Raw genomic sequence first — 19,676 nt, 5'->3', positions numbered from 1 at the left:
GGCTCGGGGCCGGCCGGCCCCGCCTCCCCCTCCTACCCCGCCCCCATCCAGGACACCGCGCTCAACGCCGCCCAGCGCGAGAACGCACTGGAGGAGATGGCCTCGGCCGAGGGCCTGGACGTGCTCGTCGTCGGCGGAGGCGTCACCGGTGCAGGCATCGCCCTGGACGCCGCGGCCCGTGGCCTGCGCACCGGCATCGTGGAGATGGGCGACTGGGCCTCGGGCACCTCCTCGTGGTCCTCCAAGCTCGTCCACGGCGGCCTGCGCTACCTCTACCAACTCAACTTCGCCCTCGTGCACGAGGCCCTCACCGAGCGCGGCCGCCTGCTGAGCACCACCGCGCCGCACCTGGTCAAGGCCCAGCCCTTCCTGTGGCCGCTCAAGCACCACTACGAGCGCTCCTACTCCGCCGTCGGCGTGGGCATGTACGACGCCCTCGCCCTGGCCGGCGCCCGCGGCCGCAAGACCGTGCCGATTCAGCGTCACCTGGGCCGCAAGGGCACCTCCGCACTCGCCCCCTCCCTGGACACCAGCGGCCTGGCCGGCTCCATCCGCTTCTTCGACGCCCGGGTCGACGACGCCCGCCTGGTCATCGACCTGGTGCGCACCGCCGTCGGCCTGGGGGCACTGGCCGCCAACCGCACCAAGGTCACCGGTTTCCTCACCGACGAGCGCGGCCACGTCCACGGCGCCCGCGTCACCGACCTGGCCACCGGCACCTCCCACGAGATCCGGGCCAAGCGCACCATCAACGCCGCCGGCGTGTGGACCGAGGACGTCCAGGACCTGGCCACCGACGCGGGCGGCCTGAAGGTCCTGGCCTCCAAGGGCATCCACATCGTGGTCCCCAAGGAGGCCATCGACGCCGAGACCGGAGTCTTCCTGCGCACCGAGAAGTCCGTCCTGTTCATCATTCCCTGGCCCGAGTACTGGGTCATCGGCACCACCGACACCCCCTGGGACCTGGACGTCTCCAAGCCCGTGGCCACCGCCGCCGACGTCGACTACATCCTCGAGCACGCCAACTCCGTGCTGTCGCGGCCCATCACCCGCGATGACATCATCGGCGTCTACGCGGGCCTGCGCCCCCTGCTCCAGCCCAAGCTCAAGCCGGGCGCGGAGGCCGCCTCCACGAAGGTCTCCCGCGAGCACACGGTCACCCGGATCGCCCCGGGGCTGACCGCCATCGCCGGCGGCAAGCTGACCACCTACCGGGTCATGGCCGCCGACGCCGTCGACCATGCCCTGGGCGAGGCCCTGTCCCACGCTCATCCCTGCGCCACGCAGGAGCTGCCCCTGGTGGGTGCGGCCGGCTACCACGCCCTGGCCAAGCGGGCCGGGCGGATCGCCGGCGAGCGCGGCTGGACCCTGGAGCGGGTCACCCACCTACTGGACCGCTACGGTGACGAGACCCCGGCCCTGCTGGAGGCCATCGACGCCGCCGGCCCCGAGGAGCGCCTGGGCGAGCCGCTGGCGGAGGCCCCCACCTACCTGCGCGCTGAGGTCGCCTGGGCCGTCACCCACGAGGGCGCCGAGTGCCTCGACGACGTCCTGCTGCGCCGGGTGCGCCTGGACTTCTCGCGCCGCGACCGGGGCCTGGCCGCCGCCGACGAGATCCTGGAGATCATGGCACCGCTGCTGAACTGGTCGGAGGATGACGTCGCCGCCCAGAAGGAGGCCTACACCCAGCGCGTGGCCCAGATCACCGCGGCCGAGGCCGAGCTGACCGACGCCGCCGCAGTGGCACACATCACCGAACCGATCTAGTCTCCTGCTGGCCGGGCGGACCGCACCCGGTACCGCTCGGCCAGCGGGATCCCCGTGGTGCCCGCAGATTCCGGCGGAGGCGGGCACCGCGACCACCCTCCACCAACAAACCGGACCTCGCAGTCCCGAATAGACCCGCACATCGTCGTGCAGAAAGAGAGCCGCACATGTCTGCGACCCTGACCCAGATCTTCGCCTCGGAGGCTCTGGGGACGTTTCTCCTCATTCTTCTGGGCTGCGGCGTCGTCGCCGGTGTCCTGCTGCCCACCTCCAAGGCCAAGGACAGCGGCTGGATCGTCATCACCATGGCGTGGGGACTGGCGGTCTTCGTGGGTGTCTACGCCGCTTACAAGACCGGCGCGCACCTCAACCCGGCGGTGACCATCGGCCTGGCGGTCGCCGGACGGGACCTGGCCGAGGGGATCCCAGCCACGGCGACCACCATCCCCGTCTACTTCGCCGCCCAGATGGTGGGCGCCATGGCGGGCGCCGCCACCGTCTGGCTGTCCTACAAGAAGCAGTTCGACCAGAAGGCCGACGCCGCCAGCAAGCTCGCCGTGTTCGCCACCGGTCCGGCGGTGCGCTCCTACGGCTGGAACGTCGTGACCGAGGCCGTGGGCACCTTCGTCCTGCTGGCCTGGATCCTCGCCTCGGGCAAGACCCCCTCGGGCCTGGGCCCACTGGCCGTGGCCATGGTCATCGTCGTCATCGGCATGAGCCTGGGCGGCCCCACCGGCTACGCCATCAACCCGGCCCGTGACCTGGGCCCGCGCATCACCCACGCCCTCCTGCCGATCCCCGGCAAGGGCGACTCGGACTGGGCCTACTCCTGGGTCCCGGTCGTCGGCCCGATCATCGGCGCCGTCACCGCCGGACTCATCGTCCCCCACTTCGCCGGGCTGTTCTGAGCCCGCACGACCTCATACCGCATCAACATCATCGCTGCCGAGCGCAGCCCTCACCACCGCCCCCCTCACAACGCAGTGAAAGGACATTCCTTTGAGCCCCAACAGCACTGAGAAGAAGTACGTCCTGGCCATCGACCAGGGTACGACCTCCTCACGCGCCATCCTGTTCAACCACGACGGAGGGATCGTTGCCGTCGACCAGAAGGAGCACGAGCAGATCTTCCCGCGCGCCGGCTGGGTCGAGCACGACGCGAACGAGATCTGGGACAACATCCGCTCCGTCGTCGGCGGGGTGCTGGTCAAGGCGCAGATCAACCGCCACGAGATCGCCTCGGTGGGCATCACCAACCAGCGCGAGAGCGCCGTCGTGTGGGACAAGAACACCGGCGAGCCCGTCTACAACGTCATCGTCTGGCAGGACACCCGCACCCAGAAGATCTGCGACCGCCTGGCAGGCGAGGACGGCCCGGACAAGTACAAGGACCGCGTCGGCCTGGGACTGGCCACCTACTTCGCCGGCCCCAAGGTCGCCTGGATCCTGGAGAACGTCGAGGGCGCCCGCGAGCGCGCCGAGGCCGGCGACCTCCTCATGGGCACCATGGACACCTGGACGCTGTGGAACCTCACCGGCGGGGTCAACGGCGGTGTGCACGCCACCGATGTCACCAACGCCTCGCGCACGATGCTCATGAACATCGACACCCTGGACTGGAACCCGGAGATCTGCGCGGACATGGGTATCCCCATGTCCATGCTCCCCGAGATCCGCCCCTCCTCCGGTGTCTTCGGCTACGGCCGCAAGAACGGCCTGCTGGTGGACACCCCCATCAGCGGCATCCTGGGCGACCAGCAGGCGGCCACCTTCGGGCAGGCCTGCTTCGAGAAGGGCCAGGCCAAGAACACCTACGGCACCGGCTGCTTCATGCTCATGAACACGGGCACCACCCCGGTGCGCAGCGAGAACGGGCTGCTGACCACCGTGTGCTACCAGATCGGGGACGAGCCGGCCGTCTACGCCCTGGAGGGCTCGATCGCCGTGGCCGGCTCACTGGTGCAGTGGTTGCGCGACAACCTGGGCATCATCGCCGACTCCAAGGACATCGAGGCCCTGGCCTCCAGCGTCGAGGACAACGGCGGGGCCTACTTCGTGCCGGCCTTCTCCGGGCTGTTCGCCCCGCACTGGCGTCCCGACGCCCGCGGCGCCCTGGTGGGTCTGACCCGCTACGTCAACAAGGCGCACATCGCCCGGGCCGTGGAGGAGTCGACCGCCTACCAGACCCGCGAGGTCCTCGAGGCCATGAACGCCGATTCAGGGCACGCCCTCACCGAGCTCAAGGTCGACGGCGGCATGACCCGTGACGAGCTGCTCATGCAGTTCCAGGCCGACCAGGTGGGTGTGCCCGTGGTGCGCCCGAAGGTCGCCGAGACCACGGCGCTGGGGGCCGCCTACGCCTCCGGCATCGCGGTGGGCTTCTGGTCAGGAACCCAGGACGTCATCGACAACTGGGCCGAGGACAAGCGCTGGGAGCCGGCCATGGAGGAGGCCGAGCGCGAGCGGCTCTTCCGCAACTGGAACAAGGCCGTCCAGCGCACCCTGGACTGGGTCGACGAGGACGTGGTCGAGTAGTCGAGCAGCAGTGACATCCAGCAGCACTCAGGCGGCTGCGCCAGCAACCGCCTGGTGAGCGCCCAGTATCCCGGGCGCCGCCGACGGGTCCCGCCTCCCCACGGGCCTGTCGACGGCGCCCTTCTGCGTCACTAGTCCTCTCATACACTGTCGAGCCGCTTGAATGGTCGGTAGATTCCTGGGTGGCGCTCTCCGGCCCGCTCCGTGGAGTCCTTCCCGTCCCCCTTTGCGAGGAGTCCCTGCATGACGGCTCATCCACCCACCGCCCACGTGTCCTCACGTGTCTCGGCCCCGTCGGCCTCGACGCCGGCACTGCCCGTCGATGAGCCCGACGAGCTCTCCGGTGCCGGAGGATCCTCCGGCACCCGCCCGGGCGAGCGGGTCCTCGACCGGATCGAGTGGGCCGACATCGTGCGCATCGTTGTGGTGGGGATTGCGGCCCTGGGCGCTTGGATCGCGAGTGCGGTCGGCACGCCCGGTTGGGCCGTGGGCGCCGTCGGGGCGGTGGCGCTGGCGGTGGGCTGCTGGCCGATCCTCGTTGAGGCGGCCGGCGATCTGCGCGAGCGACGCATGAGTATGGAGCTGTCGATGCTGCTGGCCATCGTGGCGGCCGCCGTCATCGGTGAGTGGATCACCGCCCTGGCCGTGACCGTCTTCGCGCTGTGCGCCGAGGTCCTCGAGGATCTGTCCATGGACCGGGGACGCGACGCCCTGACCGATCTCATGTCCTTCCTGCCGCAGACCGCGCGGGTGGTGGCCACCCCTGAGTCGGCCGAGTCCGCCGAGTCCTCCGGGACCACCGATGTCCCCCTGGATGAGGTGCGCCCGGGGCAGGTCATCGCCCTGAGCCCCGGGGGCCGGGTGCCGGTCGACGGTGTCGTGCGCACCGGTCGGGCCGACGTCGACCAGTCCCGGATCACCGGGGAGGCGCTGCCCGTGCAGGTCGGGCCGGGCGACCGGGTCCCCGCCGGGTCCATCACCCGCGGCGCCCTGGAGCTCGAGGTGGAGCGGGTCGGGGAGGAGTCCTCCTACGGACGGATCGTGGCGGCGGTGCGCCACGCCCAGTCGTCGCGCGCACCGGTCCAGCGCCTGGCCGACAAGCTGGCGGCCCGCATCGTCTACCTGGCGCTGGTGGCCTCCCTCGTCACCTTCCTGATGACCAGGGACGTGCGCGCCACGATCTCGGTCATCATCGTGGCCGGGGCCTGCGGGGTGGCCGCAGGCACTCCCCTGGCGGTTCTGGCGGCCATCGCCCGCGCCGCCCGCTGCGGGGCCTTCGTCAAGGACGGCACCCATCTGGAACAGCTCTCCGCGGTGGACACGGTGGTGGTGGACAAGACCGGGACCCTCACCGTGGGCACACCGCGGGTCGTGAGCGTCAGCCCCACCGAGGCCGCCGCCGGGGAGGACGAGGTGCTGGCCCTGGCGGCTGCGGCGGAGTGGAACTCTGAGCACCCCATCGGCCGAGCCATCTACTCCGAGGCCGCCGTGCGCGACCTGACGGTGCCGGTACCGGGCGACGTCGTCTACTCCCCCGGAGCCGGCGTGAGCACCCGCATCGAAGGGCGCCGGATCACCGTGGGGCGCTGCCACGGGCAGGAGAACAGACCGGAGCGGGACACCTCCCGCTGCGACGACGAGGCCATCGCCTTGAGCACCGAGTCCGACCCGGAGGCCCCGTCGGCCACCTCGGTGGTGGAGGTGCGCGCCGACGAACAGCTCCTGGGCACCATCGCCCTGGCCGACAGGCTGCGTCAGGGGGCGGCCACCGCCGTGCGCGACCTGGGTGACATGGGGCTGGAGGTCCTCATGCTCACCGGCGACTCGGCCGCCTCCGCACGCCACGTGGCCGGCCTGCTCGGCCTGACCGAGGATCAGGTGCGCGCCGACCTGCTGCCCACCGACAAGGAGGAGGTCATCGACTCGCTGCGCCGGGCGGGCAAGTGCGTGGCCATGGTGGGTGACGGCGTCAACGACGCCCCCGCCCTGGGCGCCGCCGACGTCGGCATCGCCATGGGCACCGGCACGGACGTGGCCCGCGAGGCCGGGGACGTGGTGCTCGTGGGATCCGCACCGGCCGACCTGGTCGAGACCGTGCGGGTGGCCCGCCGGGCCCGGGGCATCATCATGGTGAACTTCGTGGGCACAGTGGTGGTCGATGTCGTCGGCATGATCGCCGCCGGGCTGGGGCTGCTGGGGCCGGTGGCCGCGGCCCTCGTGCACGTCGTCTCCGAGTCCGCCTTCATCCTCAACTCGGCCCGACTGGTGCCCCGGCGCACCCGCAGGCGCTGAGCCGACCGGCCACCGGTACGCACCACGACGCCGGCGCCTTACGCACGCGGTTCCCGAACGCCATCACACTCGGCGCCACCTCGGGCACCGCGCCCCGCACCCCCACTTTCACCTGGAAGGCCGCGACAAGACGGCACGCGGCCACCTCATATGGTGCACAAGTCACCGTCTCCGTGGCATGATCATTGGGCCTTAGTACCCAGGACGTAACAACACGGCTGCCAGCCCAGCCCCGTTCGCGACCTGGACGACCCCATCAGTACTCACAGTGGAGTAGCCATGACGCCAGCCGTCCTGTCAGCCCTGCCAATACATCCGGCACCGCTCGCCCCAGCCTTGGCGGGACTGCCCGCCGCCTTCACGCCGTCGACCACCGCCGTGGGGGGCAACGTCTACCTCACAGCCGCAGTGGGCCTGCTGCCGCTGGTGGTGTTCTTCGTCCTCATGGGCGTGTTCAAGGTGGCCACTCACTGGTGCGCCATCATCTCCCTGGTGATCGCGGCCTTCACCGCGGTCGTTCTGTTCCACATGCCGGTGGGTATGACGGTCATGAGCGCCACCCAGGGCATGGCCCTGGGATTCGTCCCGATCATTTACATCATCATCGCGGCCGTGTGGCTCTACAACCTCACTGACGTCTCGGGTCGCTCCATGGACCTCAAGGCCGTGTTCAATGTGATCGGCAAGGGCGACATGCGCGCTCAGGCCCTCATCGTGGCCTTCTCCTTCTGTGGTCTGCTGGAGGGGCTGGCCGGCTTCGGCGCCCCGGTGGCGATCGCCGCCGCCATGGTGGCGACCCTGGGCCTGCCCAAGCTCAAGGCTGCCGTCGTCGTCATGGTCGGTAACGCCATCAACGTGGGCTTCGGCGCCATGGCCATTCCCACCACGACGGCTGGCAAGCTCGGCGGCGAGGAACCGGTGACGGTCGCGACCGCCATGGGGCACCTGACCTGGGTGTTCTGCGCCTTCATCCCGCTCCTCCTGCTGTTCATCCTCGACGGCGCACGCGGCGTCAAGCAGCTGTGGCCGCTGGCGATCGTGGCGGGGCTGGCCACCGGGGTGGGGCACTTCTTCACCCCCTCGATCTCCTATGAGCTCACCGCCGTGCTGGCCTCCCTGCTGGGGCTGGCCGCCTCCTACGTCTTCCTCCTGGTGTGGACCCCGAAGACCCCTGACGAGTACCGCTCCCAGGTGGCTGCCGACGACGCCCCCGACCGCGAGCGCGTCATCCTGGCCCTGCTGCCCTACATCCTGGTGGTGGTCATCATCGCCACGACCAAGCTGTGGACCCTGGGCGTTAATCTCGACAAGGTCTTCAAGGCCACTGACCTGCCCGTGAAGTGGCCCGGCGTGTACGGCCAGCTCCTGACCGCCAAGGGCGAGGCCTCCAAGAGCGCTATCTACACGTTCCAGACCCTGTCCAACCCGGGCACCTGGATCTTCCTGACCGCCATCATCGTCACTTTCATCTACTCGGCGCGCTCGGTGCCGGGCAAGTTCGAGATGAGCGTGGGCAAGGGCTTCGCCACGCTGGCCAAGACCTGCTACACGCTGCGCATGGCGATCCTGACGATCGCCGCCGTCATGGCCCTGGCCTACGTCATGAACTTCTCCGGCCAGACCTCCGCGATCGGTGCGGCCCTGGCCGCCACGGGCGCCGCCTACGCCTTCCTCTCCCCGGCTCTGGGCTGGGTGGGAACCGCCGTGGCCGGCTCGGCGACGAGCGCGGGCGCCCTGTTCGCCAACCTGCAGGCCACCGCCGCCCAGGGGGCCGGGCTCGATCCGAAGATCCTGCTGGCCGCCAACACCATCGGTGGCGGCCTGGGCAAGATCGTCTCCCCGCAGAACCTGGCCATCGCCTCGACCGCGGTCGACGCCCCCGGTACGGACGCCGAGATCCTCAAGAAGGCGGCGCCCTACTCCATCGGGCTGCTGCTGGTGCTGGGCGCTCTCGTGTTCCTGGCCTCCCAGGTGGGGCTGGGCGTCTGAGGCTGCCGGCCACTGACTCTCGCTACTGCGCACTGCGCCCCCGGATCCTTCGCGATTCCGGGGGCGCAGTGCGTGTGCTCAGCCTCCGGCGTCGGATCGGGGACGTACTTCTCACCCGAGAACTGCGTTCTCCCACCGACGACTGCGCCCCGGCACCAGCATCCTGCCGGCAGACGCAGTCCTCGCCGCGAAAGTACGTCCTCGATGTCGGTGGCAGCGGCAGCAACAGCCACGGACAGCTCAAGCTTGGGGCCTGGTCCCTCGCCTGAGCCTGGCACGGTCCACGGGCGTCGCGGGCAGCTCTCCGTGAGGCACCGAGCCTCCTTCGCGGGCGTTCCCGAAGAGTCTCGTCGTCATGTGGACAGGGCGGAGCGGCGCCAGTCATAATGGTAGGGAGCCACCCGGGTGCTAGCCGGGCGACTCCCCTAGCAGGCGGTCAGCCTCAGCTGAACCACTTGCTCAGGGCATTCACCAGGACACTGACGGCCCGGATCAGGCGAGCGATAGCGGTCAAGACGTCGCTCACCTTCCGGGCCGTTACCTTGCCCCGGCGGACTTTCGTATTCCGGCCTTTCGGCTTGGACACGACCCTCACCTCCTTCCCAGCTCCTCTCCTCCCCGGCCAGGACACTGCACGTGTTCCGGGGGAAGGAGCCGAAGGGAGGCGCCCATAATCATGCCAGCCGGCACTGACATCCTGAGCTCGGCCCTACCGCAGTTGTGGGCCGCGCAGCTGCACATTCCCTCTGGGTCTAGTGCACCTCACACAGTCGCCGACGGTACCGTCGTAGGTTGCGCGGGTCTCACAGGCCTCGCAGGATCAGGCCCAGCCCCGAGCGCAGCTGGCCGATCACCTCGTCAGACTCCGTTGGCGGGGCGTTGAGCAGGTCGAGGGTCAGCCCGTTGACGATGGCGGTCACCAGGCGCGCCCCCTCGGCGGGTGACAGGTCCACGCGCATACGACCGGCCTTCCGAGCGTCCGCCAGAATGCCCTCGACCCAGGTGCGCATGATCTGGAGCGCCTCCCAGTAGGGATCGGCCAGCCAGGGCCTGGTGGATGCGGCGGCACCGAAGGCGACCCAGGCAGCCGCGTCTTCGCGCTGCACGGCCCCGGTCGGCAGAAGCTCGGCAAGAGCCCTCACCAGGGTCTCCGGCTGCGCGGGGTCGACCTCATGAGAGACCACACGGCCGGCCTGGCGCTGGACGGAGCGGACGAGGGCGTCGGTCAGCAGAGTTCGCCGGCTCGGCGAGCGGTACTGGACTGTGCCCGGGGCGACTCCGAGCCGGGCCGCGACACTGCGCACGCTGACTCGGTCGAAGCCCTCCTCGGCGATGATGGCAATGGTGGCGTCAGCGGTCATGCTCGCGGCCGGCGACATTGGGGAGGCGAGGCCCGATTGCCGGTTCGTCTCTTGGTCCATAACGCTCTCCTCCGTCGTTCTTCACCTCAGCACCTTCACGGCCACCTTCCACCGTCACCACCGCAGGCTCCCCTGGCACTTTACGGCAGTTGCCTCGCCAGACCATTCCTCATACGATCGTATGAGAACCGTCATACGGTCGTACGACAACAGTCGGCCAACGAGCGAGGTACCCCATGGAACACGCCGCCACACTCGCAGGACTCGCCCTGCTGGACTCCACCAGCCTGGGCACGCTGGTCATCCCGATCGCTCTCGTCGTGCGCAGCCGTCGCGTGGACCGCGGACCGATGACCATCTACCTGACCACTGTGTGCCTGGTGTACCTCGGCCTCGGGATCGCCCTGGTGGCCGGCTTCGGTCTCATCGGCTCCGCCGCGGCACACCTGGCCCGCACTGAGACGGCACAGTGGGCGACCCTCGTCATCGGCGTGGTGCTGGCGGGCTTCGGCATCCTCGGCCCCGACCCGGCCAGGCCCGAGCCCGGAACGGATTCTCTGGGAAGTCGACCCACCCCCGCCTCGGCCGGGGCGATGATCGTTCTAGGACTGGGAGCCTCACTTGCCGAAGCCGCCACCATGGTTCCCTACATCGCGGCGACCGGGATCATCGCCTCCTCACCAGAGGCTTGGCCGGGACGGATCGTCACCCTGATCCTGTACTGCCTGGTCATGATCGCACCCGCCCTCGCCCTGCTCGTCCTGGCCGATACGCTGGGGCAGCGTTTTCTGCCCAAGCTGGCCAGAATCGCCCCCAGGCTGGAGTACGAGGCCAAGGTCACCCTCCTGTGGATCGCAGCGATCCTCGGCCTCCACCTCGCCGGGCGCAGCGCAGGCGCCCTGGGCCTGTTGGGCTAGCTGCACCAATCGGGGACCTACTTCTCACCCGAGAACTGCGTTCTCCCACCGACGACTGCGCCCCGGCACCTGCATCCCGCCGGCAGACGCAGTCCTCGCCATGAAGGTGCGTTCTCGCAGCAAAAGTACGTCCTCGACGGCGGTGGTCGCGCTCCCGCCAGGACCTCTCCAAGCCCGGTCACGGATAAGGGCAGTGATGCATGACGCAATCCGCGTCTAGGACTTACCTCCCACACGCCGCGGACACCCCCTGCTCAGCCCACCCTCACCCCACACAGATCCTTGCCACCTCAAGGGAAAACCACCTCGGAGAGCGGAACCAACCGACCGGGAGAGCGTCGTCGTCAGATGAGTGCCACCGCCGAGCCGTAGCCTGAGACGCAGCCGAGGCCGCATCACGTCCTGCTCCGAACGCAGGTAAGTCCGGGCGGTCCTCGTGACAGTCTCAGCTACGACGTCGTGGAGGCATATCTTGCGAATCGCCCTTTTCGCCACCTGTCTTGCGGACACCATGTTCCCGCAGGCAGCGCAGGCAACCGTCACCATCCTGGAGCGGCTCGGCCACCAGGTCTGCTTCCCGGAGGGACAGGTCTGCTGCGGCCAGATGCACGCCAACACCGGCTACTTCAAGCAGGCCGCCAAGATCACCCGCAACCACGTGGACACCTTCTCCCCCGTCCTCGACGGCGAGTGGGACGCGATCGTCATCCCCTCGGGCTCGTGCACCGGCGCGGCCCGCCACGAGCAGGAGCTCGTGGCCGAGCACGTGGGCGACACGGCCCTGGCCAAGCGGGTCGAGCAGATCGCCGCGCACACCTACGACCTCAGCGAGCTGCTCATCGACGTGCTGGGCACCGAGGACGTGGGCGCCTACTTCCCCCACACGGTCACCTACCACCCCACCTGCCACTCGCTGCGCATCGCCAAGGTCGCCGACCGCCCCTACCGCCTCCTCAAGGCCGTCGAGGCCCTCACCCTCATCGACCTGCCCGACGCCGAGGTCTGCTGCGGGTTCGGCGGCACCTTCTCCATGAAGAACTCCGAGACCTCCACCGCGATGCTCGCCGACAAGATGAGCAACGTGATGTCCACGCGCGCCGAGGTCCTGTGCGCCGGCGACTACTCCTGCCTCATGCACATCGGCGGTGGCCTGTCGCGCGTCAACTCCGGGGTACGCATCATGCACCTGGCCGAGATCCTGGCCTCCACCAAGGATGCGCCCTTCGAGGGCAACATCTCCTTCGCTCCCAAGCACGTCCAGCACACACAGGCGGTGGCACGATGACACAGGTATTTCTGGGCATGCCCCACACGGGCGGCTGGCGCACCGAGGTCGAGCAGCCCGAGGACACGCTGCGCTGGGGACACACCTTCCCCGAGGGTGCGCACAAGACGCTGGCCAACACCCAGATGCGACGCAACCTGGGTCACGCCACACGCACCATCCGCTCCAAGCGCGCCGACCGCGTGGCCGAGATGCCCGACTGGGAGGACCTGCGCAACGCCGCGGAGGCCGTCAAGTTCGAGGTCGCCTCGCGCCTGCCCGAGCTGCTGGAGCAGTTCGAGGCCAACGTGACCGCCCGCGGCGGGATCGTGCACTGGGCGCGTGACGCCGCCGAGGCCAACCGGATCATCACCGACATCATCGCCTCCAAGGGCGTCGACGACGTCGTCAAGGTCAAGTCGATGGCCACCCAGGAGACGAACCTCAACGAGTACCTGGCCGACCGGGGCATCACCGCCCACGAGACGGACCTGGCCGAGATGATCGTCCAGCTCGCCGACGACATGCCCTCGCACATCGTGGTGCCCGCCATCCACCGCAACCGCTCCGAGGTGCGCGGCATCTTCCTGGACCGCATGGACGACGCCCCGGCGGATCTCTCCGACGACCCGCAGGAGCTCACGGCCGCGGCCCGCTCGCACCTGCGCAACAAGTTCCTGCACGCCTCGGTGGCCGTCTCCGGCACGAACATGGGCGTGGCCGAGACCGGCACGGTCTCGATCTACGAGTCCGAGGGCAACGGGCGCATGTGCCTGACCCTGCCGGACACGCTCATCACCCTCATGGGGATCGAGAAGCTGGTGCCCCGGTTCCAGGACGTGGAGATCTTCTCCCAGCTCCTGCCGCGCTCGGCCACCGGTGAGCGCATGAACCCCTACACCTCCATGTGGACCGGTGTCACCGAGGGCGACGGCCCCAAGGAGTTCCACCTGGTGCTCATGGACAACGGGCGCACCAAGACCCTGGCCGACCCGGTGGGCCGCCAGGCCCTGGCCTGCATCCGCTGCGGGTCGTGCATGAACATCTGCCCCGTCTACCAGCACACCGGCGGGCACGCCTACGGCTCGGTCTACCCCGGCCCGATCGGCTCGATCATCACCCCCCAGCTCACGCAGGGGCTGGCCGACGACGACCCGGTCCACACCCTGCCCTTCGCCTCCTCCCTGTGCGGGGCCTGCGGCGAGGTGTGCCCGGTCAAGATCGACATCCCCACGATCCTCGTCCACCTGCGGGCCCGCTCCGTGGATGTCAAGCGCCGCGTGGTGCCGGACGTGTGGGACGTGGCCATGAACGTCTCGGCCCCGGTGATGTCGAAGAGCTCGTTGTGGGAGGCCGCCTCGCAGACGGTCAAGGCCTCGGCGCTTCTGGGCGGCAAGGAGGGCAAGATCGGCGCCCTGCCCTTCCCGGCCTCACTGTGGACCGGGGCGCGTGACCTGCCGGTGGCCCCCTCGGAGACCTTCCGCCAGTGGTGGCGGCGTACCCACCCCGAGGGCGAGACCCCCCTGAGCCAGATCGCCGACTCCCGGGCCGGCCGCGGCTACGCAGACGGCTTCCCGGCCGATCCGCCACCGCCTCCCGGTCAGCCGGTGTCCGGCAGCGCGAGCGCCGACGGCGAGCCCGCCCCGGCCGCGCTGGACGCACGCTCGGCCATCATCAACCCTGAGCCGATCGCCCCGGAGGCACCCGCCACCCAGGCCCCGGCCGGCTCGACCAGCGAGGAGGAGCTGTGATGGATGCGAAGTCCGCGATCCTGGCCCGCGCTCGCGACGCGATCTCGCGGTCCCAGACCCGCCCGGTGGGGCCGATCCCGCGCAACTACATCCGCTCCGGGGAGAATCCCCCCGGCTCCAAGCCCGTGGTTGACGAGATGATCGAGAAGCTCGAGGACTACTCGGCCGAGGTCATCGTCGCCCCCAAGGACGCGGCGATCCTGGATGCCATTGACGAGCTGCTCGGTGAGGCGCGCTCCGTCGTCGTCCCCACCGGGCTGCCCGAGGCCTACAAGGAGGCGGCGGCCCGCAACGGCCGCACCGTGGTGGAGGACTCCCGCCAGGAGGCCATCGCCACTCTCGACCTCAATGAGATCGACGCCGTGTTGACCTGCTCGCGCGTGGGCATCTCGATCTCGGGGACGATCGTCCTCGACGGCGAGCCGGACCAGGGCCGCCGGGCCATCTCGCTGGTACCGGATAAGCACGTCGTGGTCCTGGAGCGCGAGGCGATCATGCCGACGGTGCCGCAGGCCGTCGATGTCCTGGGCGAGCACCCCACGCGTCCGATGACGTGGATCGCCGGCGGTTCGGCCACCAGCGACATCGAGCTGGTGCGCGTCAACGGCGTGCACGGCCCGCGCAACCTGCGCGTCGTCATCGCCCACTGAGGTTCATCAACCGCACCCGCACTCCGCGTCGCCCGGTGGCACACCGCCCGGGCGGCGCGGAGTTCTTCTGCGTTTTCTCCGCTCCCGCAAGGACTTCAGCGAACTGAGGCGAGGACGGGCAGGCCCGGTGAGGCTCACTCCGGGGCGGGCGCACACCGGTTTTCCAAGGAGGCGGGGTTGACTGGTGGCAGCGCGGAAAGGACCTCTTCTTGACCACCTCACTGACTGAGTCGCCCCTGGCCCCCGACTACGACCGCTCCGCCATGACGACCGGGATCGTCCACATCGGCGTGGGTGGCTTTCATCGTGCCCACGAGGCCGCCTATCTCGACAGGCTCATGCGCAGGCGCGCCGGGGCCGGCCCCCACGACGGCGCTGAGCCCACCACTCCGGGAGGATCCTGCCTGGAGTGGGGGATCTGTGGTGTCGGACTACTGCCCGAGGACGCACGGATGCGCGACGCGCTGGAGAGCCAGGACCACCTCTACACCCTCATCCGCAAGCACCCCGGTGGACTGTGCGATCCGGCGGTCATCGGTTCCATTCACGACTACCGCCTCGCCTCCGACGCCCCCGAGGAGGTCCTGGCCCTCCTGAGCGCGCCGACCACCCGGATCGTCTCGTTGACACTCACCTGGGACGGCTACAACATCGATGACACCACGGGCGAGTTCCGCACCTTCGCCCCCGGGGCCGTCCACGACGCCGAGCACCCGGGCGAGCCGACGACCGCCTTCGGCTACATCGTTGAGGCACTGCGGCGGCGTCGGGAGAACGGGATCGCGCCGTTCACGATCATGAGCTGCGACAGCCTGCCCGGCAACGGGGCGGTGGCGCGCAATGCGGTCATCTCCCAGGCGGCGATGAGCGACCCGGAGCTGGCCGACTGGATCGACGGGAGCGTCGCCTTCCCCCGCTGTGTGGTCGACCGCGTCACCCCGCGCACCACACGGGCCGATATTGCCGACCTCCGGCGCGGAGTCGACGTTGAGGACGTCTGGCCGGTGGTCTGCGAGCCCTTCACCCAGTGGGTGATCGAGGACGACTTCCCCGCCGGGCGCCCCCCGTGGGAGGAGGTCGGAGTGCAGATGGTCGACGACATCTCCCCCTACGAGCTCATGAAGGTGCGCCTGCTCAACGCAGCCCACCAGGGCCTGGCCCACTGGGGGCGCCTGCTGGGGATGGAGTACGCACACGAGTCCGCCGCGGACCCGATGGTCGCCGCCTGGGTGCGGGCCTACCTTGAGCGGGAGGCGCGCGCGACACTGCGCTCGGTGCCGGGGATCGACCTGGACGACTACATCAGCACGCTCTTCAGGCGCTTGACCAACAAGGCGATCGCGCGCACGCTCCTGAGTCTGGCACGGGACTCCTCCAGCCGATTGCCGCGGTTCGTCCTGGGAACGGTGCGGGACAACCTGACCGCCGGTGGGCCGATCCGCCTGGGCACGGCGATGGTGGCCGCGTGGGCACTGGGCTCGGAGGGTCTCGACGAGAACGGTGGCAGGATCGTCGTCGACGATCCCCTGGCCGAGGAGCTACAGCACCTGGCGGCCGCGCAGCGGGCCGGCCACGGCACCGCCTTCATCTCCCACGAGGGGATCTTCGGAGGCCTGGCGACCAACGACCGCTTCCGACGCACCTTCGTCGAGGAGCTGGAGGCCCTGCGCCACGACGGCGCGCGGGCGCGACTGCACAACCTGGCCGGCCGCACCCGAGCGGCGTAGCCCCGGCCCGTTGGCAGGCTCCGGTTCAGCTGTCCTTGACGGGGATGTCGGTGAGTCGGTAGGCGTAGGAGCCGTTGCCCTTCTTGATGCTCTGGTGGTCAACGGTGATGGTATCGCCACCGGGATCGGGCCAGACGACGGCAACGGTCATGGCGGTACCGGCCTGAAGCTTCTCCGCGAGATTGAAGTCGGCCAGTGGCCAGTGCGTGTCCTTCCCGCCGGGCACGTAGTCCGCCGGGAGAACCTGCATATCCCCTGCGACCACCGCGAGACCATCACACGCACTGGAGAGGGTGTACTGGACTGAGGCCGAGTCCTCGTTGCGGGAGTTGGAGAAGATACCCCCGGAGTCGACGTCGTGGAACCAGTCCGACGCCGAGGTGTCACCATCAACGGCCACGACCTTCACCTCCCCCAGGAGGTAGCCGCCGGCACGGGTGACGTGGTCCAGGCTGATCGTCAGCTGACCACTGCCATCAGATCTTTTGACAGTGACACCCTCCGCCCCCTTGCCGACAGGCCCTTTGGCCTCAGGCAGGGAGGCACCACCAGACGAGGCCTGGGCCGACGGCGTCGCACCGCCAGCGCCGTTCCCTAATCCGCCGCGCTTCGTGCTGCCACCAGTACCGCCCGTGGGGGTGAGGGTGATCTCCACGCGCCGGTTGGCGGCCCGCGCCTCGTCAGTAGTACCGGAGACACGGGGCTCGGACTCACCCTTACCAGCGACGGAGGGGTTCCACTTGTCCAGGCTGGCGAGCTGCCCCAGACGGGTCTTGACCGCGTTGGCACGCTTCTCGGAGAGGGCCTGGTTGTAGGCGTCATCCTGGACGTCGTCAGTATGCCCCACGATAGTCAGCGTCCCACCATCGGGATACTGGGAGATCTGACCCGCCACGGTCTGCAGCTGAGCCTCGGCCGCCGCAGCCAGATCCGCCGAGTCCGAGGCAAACGTGACATCAGAAGCCATCACGATGGTGACGTCCTTGCTCCCGGTACGGGCACCCAACGAACCGTCAACCGTGCGGGAGTTGATCTCAATGGGTGAGGCCGCAGCCTGTTCGGTGACCCGCTTGTCATCCTTGACCGCCGTCTCCATAGCCTTGAGGTCAATACCGGTCCTGGACACCTCGTCGCGACTGATGACATCAACGGTGACGAAACCGGTCTGAGGAACCAGGACGGTGACGGAATCGGAGTCGACCGCACCGAAGGCGACATAGGTGGTAACGCTCTGACCGGGCTTGATGGCGAGCCGCTCCTTGCCCATCGTGGAGACGGAGGTCCACGCACGCCCCTTGGCCGTATCGATCAGCCGGGTACTGGTCACACCATAGCGCCAGTCTCCGGCGAAGTTGATGTACCCCATGACCGTCCCGAAGGAGAAGTCACTACCGTCCGCGTCATCAGCAGCACGCGAGAGCACCATGGACAGGGCCGTCGTGGAGTCGTCGATCCGCACCAACGGCGAGACCTCAACCGTCAGACGATGACCCGACACACGACCGTCCAAGGCCTTGAAACCCGACTGCGTTCCTGTTGGTGACCCGGAGGAAGCAATTCCCGCAGCCTTCTTCGACGAGCGCGAACAGGCGGCCACCACCGGAACACCAACGGCCGCCAGCACCGAGGCCGACACAAACAAACGACGACGCATGACAACGCCTCCTTACACTTCCCCGGGCACCACCCGGACATAAACGGTCCGCAATCCGACTCTACCGAGATCCAACCAGCCCGTCGGCCGGGTGGGGACATTCGGCGCCGTTGGGGTGCAAGACCCTCCGTCCGGAGCCGCACGCACCCGACCGTGCAGAATGTCCCCGCCAACGAGCGGACTCCAGCGCTTCGGTGGACCAACCCCACCGTCCTAGCCACAACGACCATTTCCCACTATCGCAAGGATTGCTTAGGCTAACCTTGCTTCAGTGACCTTTGTCCCATAGCATGAGGTGGCTCGTGGGCCTCAGGGATGGCCATGGGGGCCGGTCGCCTCCCACGAGCACTCCGCGACGTGCGGAGCGTCCAGAATCCGACTCACTGATGAGGTTCCTATGGTCAAGCGCCAGCTGCCCAACCCGAGCGAGATCTTCGAGCTGCTCCACTTCAAGACGCCCGAGCTCAACCCCAAGCGTCGACGCCTCGACGCCGCACTGACCACCTGGGACCTGCGCAAGATCGCCAAGCGCCGCACCCCGGCCGCGGCCTTCGACTACACCGACGGCGCCGCCGAGGGCGAGGTCTCCCTGCGCCGCGCCCGCCAGGCCTTCCGCGACATCGAGTTCCACCCCGACATCCTTCGCCCGGCAGTCGACGTCGACACCTCCTGCGAGATCCTGGGCGGCCGTTCCGCCATGCCCTTCGGCATCGCGCCCACCGGCTTCACCCGCCTCATGCAGACCGAGGGCGAGGTCGCCGGGGCCGGGGCCGCAGGCGCCGCCGGGATCCCCTTCACCCTGTCCACCCTGGGCACCACCTCCATTGAGGACGTCAAGGCCGCCAACCCCCGCGGGCGCAACTGGTTCCAGCTCTACGTCATGCGCCAGCGCGAGATCTCCTACGGGCTGGTCGAGCGCGCAGCGGCCGCCGGCTTCGACACCCTCATGTTCACCGTGGACACCCCCGTGGCCGGGGCCCGCCTGCGCGACAAGCGCAACGGCTTCTCCATCCCGCCCCAGATCACGGCCGGGACCGTCCTCAACGCGATCCCTCGCCCGTGGTGGTGGTACGACTTCCTGACCACGCCCAAGCTGGAGTTCGCCTCCCTGAAGTCCACCGGCGGCACCGTGGGCGAGCTGCTCGACAACGCCATGGACCCCACCATCAGCGACGAGGACCTCAAGGTCATCCGCTCCATGTGGCCCGGCAAGATCGTCATCAAGGGCGTGCAGACGGTGGAGGACTCCAAGCGCCTCATCGACCTGGGCGTCGACGGCGTCCTGCTGTCCAACCACGGCGGGCGCCAGCTCGACCGCGCCCCCATCCCCTTCCGCCTCCTGCCCGAGGTGGTCCGGGAGGTCGGCAAGGACGCCACGATCATGGTCGACACCGGCATCATGAACGGCGCCGACGTCGTGGCCGCCGTCGCCCTGGGGGCCAAGTTCGGGCTCGTGGGCCGCGCCTACCTCTACGGCCTCATGGCCGGCGGGCGCGAGGGCGTGGACCGCATGATCGAGATCCTCTCCGACGAGGTCATCCGCACCATGAAGCTGCTGGGGGTCTCCAGCCTGGACGAGCTCGAGCCGCGCCACGTCACCCAGCTGACCCGCCTGACCCCGGTGCGCCCGCAGGTCAAGGCCGCGGCCGACGCCCTCACTCGCTGACGGCCCGGTCCGCGCAGCCCTGCCGGCCCCGCCCTCTCCGCCCGTCGGAGGAGTCCGCGCCATCACCCTCCGCGTGCGGCACCCGGTGGTCCCGGAGAAGCGA

General features: G+C 69.2%; 13 protein-coding genes. 11 read left to right on the top strand and 2 right to left on the bottom strand.

What is annotated here, in order from left to right; genetic code table 11:
• From BKH28_RS07275 to BKH28_RS07255, 5 genes are all read left to right on the top strand, one after another.
• Positions 1–1,767 (top strand): glycerol-3-phosphate dehydrogenase/oxidase (locus BKH28_RS07275; RefSeq protein ID WP_256695525.1); only part of this gene is annotated, 1,767 nt, incomplete at its 5' end.
• Between the two features lie 167 nt (positions 1,768–1,934).
• Positions 1,935–2,675, top strand: a complete 741-nt coding sequence (locus BKH28_RS07270) for an MIP/aquaporin family protein (RefSeq protein WP_075418167.1) — start codon at positions 1,935–1,937, stop codon at positions 2,673–2,675.
• Between the two features lie 91 nt (positions 2,676–2,766).
• The gene (gene glpK / locus BKH28_RS07265; protein ID WP_075418166.1) at positions 2,767–4,302 is read left to right on the top strand and encodes a glycerol kinase GlpK; all 1,536 of its coding nucleotides are present in this window, start codon (positions 2,767–2,769) and stop codon (positions 4,300–4,302) included.
• Positions 4,303–4,545: 243 nt separating this feature from the next.
• Positions 4,546–6,594, top strand: a complete 2,049-nt coding sequence (locus BKH28_RS07260) for a heavy metal translocating P-type ATPase (RefSeq protein ID WP_081380079.1) — start codon at positions 4,546–4,548, stop codon at positions 6,592–6,594.
• A gap of 279 nt (positions 6,595–6,873) precedes the next feature.
• Complete coding sequence (locus BKH28_RS07255) at positions 6,874–8,583, top strand: L-lactate permease (RefSeq protein ID WP_075418165.1); 1,710 nt, start codon at positions 6,874–6,876, stop codon at positions 8,581–8,583.
• An 803-nt stretch (positions 8,584–9,386) separates the two neighbouring features.
• Here the strand turns inward: BKH28_RS07255 and BKH28_RS07250 are convergent.
• Positions 9,387–10,004, bottom strand: a complete 618-nt coding sequence (locus tag BKH28_RS07250; RefSeq protein ID WP_075418164.1) for a TetR/AcrR family transcriptional regulator — start codon at positions 10,002–10,004, stop codon at positions 9,387–9,389.
• A 176-nt stretch (positions 10,005–10,180) separates the two neighbouring features.
• Between BKH28_RS07250 and BKH28_RS07245 the strand changes: the two genes are divergently transcribed.
• From BKH28_RS07245 to BKH28_RS07225, 5 genes are all read left to right on the top strand, one after another.
• Positions 10,181–10,861, top strand: a complete 681-nt coding sequence (locus tag BKH28_RS07245; RefSeq protein ID WP_075418163.1) for a GAP family protein — start codon at positions 10,181–10,183, stop codon at positions 10,859–10,861.
• 472 nt (positions 10,862–11,333) lie between these two features.
• On the top strand, positions 11,334–12,146 hold the full coding sequence (locus BKH28_RS07240; RefSeq protein WP_075418162.1) for a (Fe-S)-binding protein: 813 nt from the start codon (positions 11,334–11,336) through the stop codon (positions 12,144–12,146).
• Entirely contained in the window at positions 12,143–13,876 is a 1,734-nt protein-coding gene (locus BKH28_RS07235) for a LutB/LldF family L-lactate oxidation iron-sulfur protein (protein WP_075418161.1), read from the top strand. Before BKH28_RS07240 ends, BKH28_RS07235 begins: the two co-directional genes overlap by 4 nt.
• On the top strand, positions 13,876–14,526 hold the full coding sequence (locus BKH28_RS07230) for a LutC/YkgG family protein (protein WP_075418160.1): 651 nt from the start codon (positions 13,876–13,878) through the stop codon (positions 14,524–14,526). Before BKH28_RS07235 ends, BKH28_RS07230 begins: the two co-directional genes overlap by 1 nt.
• Before the next feature lie 209 nt (positions 14,527–14,735).
• Entirely contained in the window at positions 14,736–16,253 is a 1,518-nt protein-coding gene (locus BKH28_RS07225; RefSeq protein WP_075418159.1) for a mannitol dehydrogenase family protein, read from the top strand.
• A gap of 25 nt (positions 16,254–16,278) precedes the next feature.
• Here the strand turns inward: BKH28_RS07225 and BKH28_RS07220 are convergent, their stop codons facing one another.
• Positions 16,279–17,751 (bottom strand): OmpA family protein, encoded by a 1,473-nt coding sequence (locus BKH28_RS07220; protein WP_075418158.1) that lies wholly within the window; start codon positions 17,749–17,751, stop codon positions 16,279–16,281.
• 553 nt (positions 17,752–18,304) lie between these two features.
• Between BKH28_RS07220 and BKH28_RS07215 the strand changes: the two genes are divergently transcribed.
• On the top strand, positions 18,305–19,573 hold the full coding sequence (locus BKH28_RS07215) for an alpha-hydroxy acid oxidase (RefSeq protein WP_075418157.1): 1,269 nt from the start codon (positions 18,305–18,307) through the stop codon (positions 19,571–19,573).
• Positions 19,574–19,676 lie beyond the last annotated feature (103 nt).

Origin of the sequence: Actinomyces oris, assembly GCF_001937665.1 — a bacterium.
GTDB lineage: Bacteria > Actinomycetota > Actinomycetes > Actinomycetales > Actinomycetaceae > Actinomyces > Actinomyces stomatis.
This window is presented reverse-complemented; position numbering and strand designations above follow the sequence as displayed.

What these genes read in the sequence shown, in the direction of transcription:
- BKH28_RS07215 (WP_075418157.1), top strand. Translation starts at nt 18,305, where the DNA reads ATGGTCAAGCGCCAGCTGCCCAACCCGAGCGAGATCTTCGAGCTGCTC.
- BKH28_RS07245 (WP_075418163.1), top strand. Translation starts at nt 10,181, where the DNA reads ATGGAACACGCCGCCACACTCGCAGGACTCGCCCTGCTGGACTCCACC.
- BKH28_RS07230 (WP_075418160.1), top strand. Translation starts at nt 13,876, where the DNA reads ATGGATGCGAAGTCCGCGATCCTGGCCCGCGCTCGCGACGCGATCTCG.
- BKH28_RS07260 (WP_081380079.1), top strand. Translation starts at nt 4,546, where the DNA reads ATGACGGCTCATCCACCCACCGCCCACGTGTCCTCACGTGTCTCGGCC.
- BKH28_RS07250 (WP_075418164.1), bottom strand. Translation starts at nt 10,004, where the DNA reads ATGGACCAAGAGACGAACCGGCAATCGGGCCTCGCCTCCCCAATGTCG.
- BKH28_RS07270 (WP_075418167.1), top strand. Translation starts at nt 1,935, where the DNA reads ATGTCTGCGACCCTGACCCAGATCTTCGCCTCGGAGGCTCTGGGGACG.
- BKH28_RS07255 (WP_075418165.1), top strand. Translation starts at nt 6,874, where the DNA reads ATGACGCCAGCCGTCCTGTCAGCCCTGCCAATACATCCGGCACCGCTC.
- BKH28_RS07235 (WP_075418161.1), top strand. Translation starts at nt 12,143, where the DNA reads ATGACACAGGTATTTCTGGGCATGCCCCACACGGGCGGCTGGCGCACC.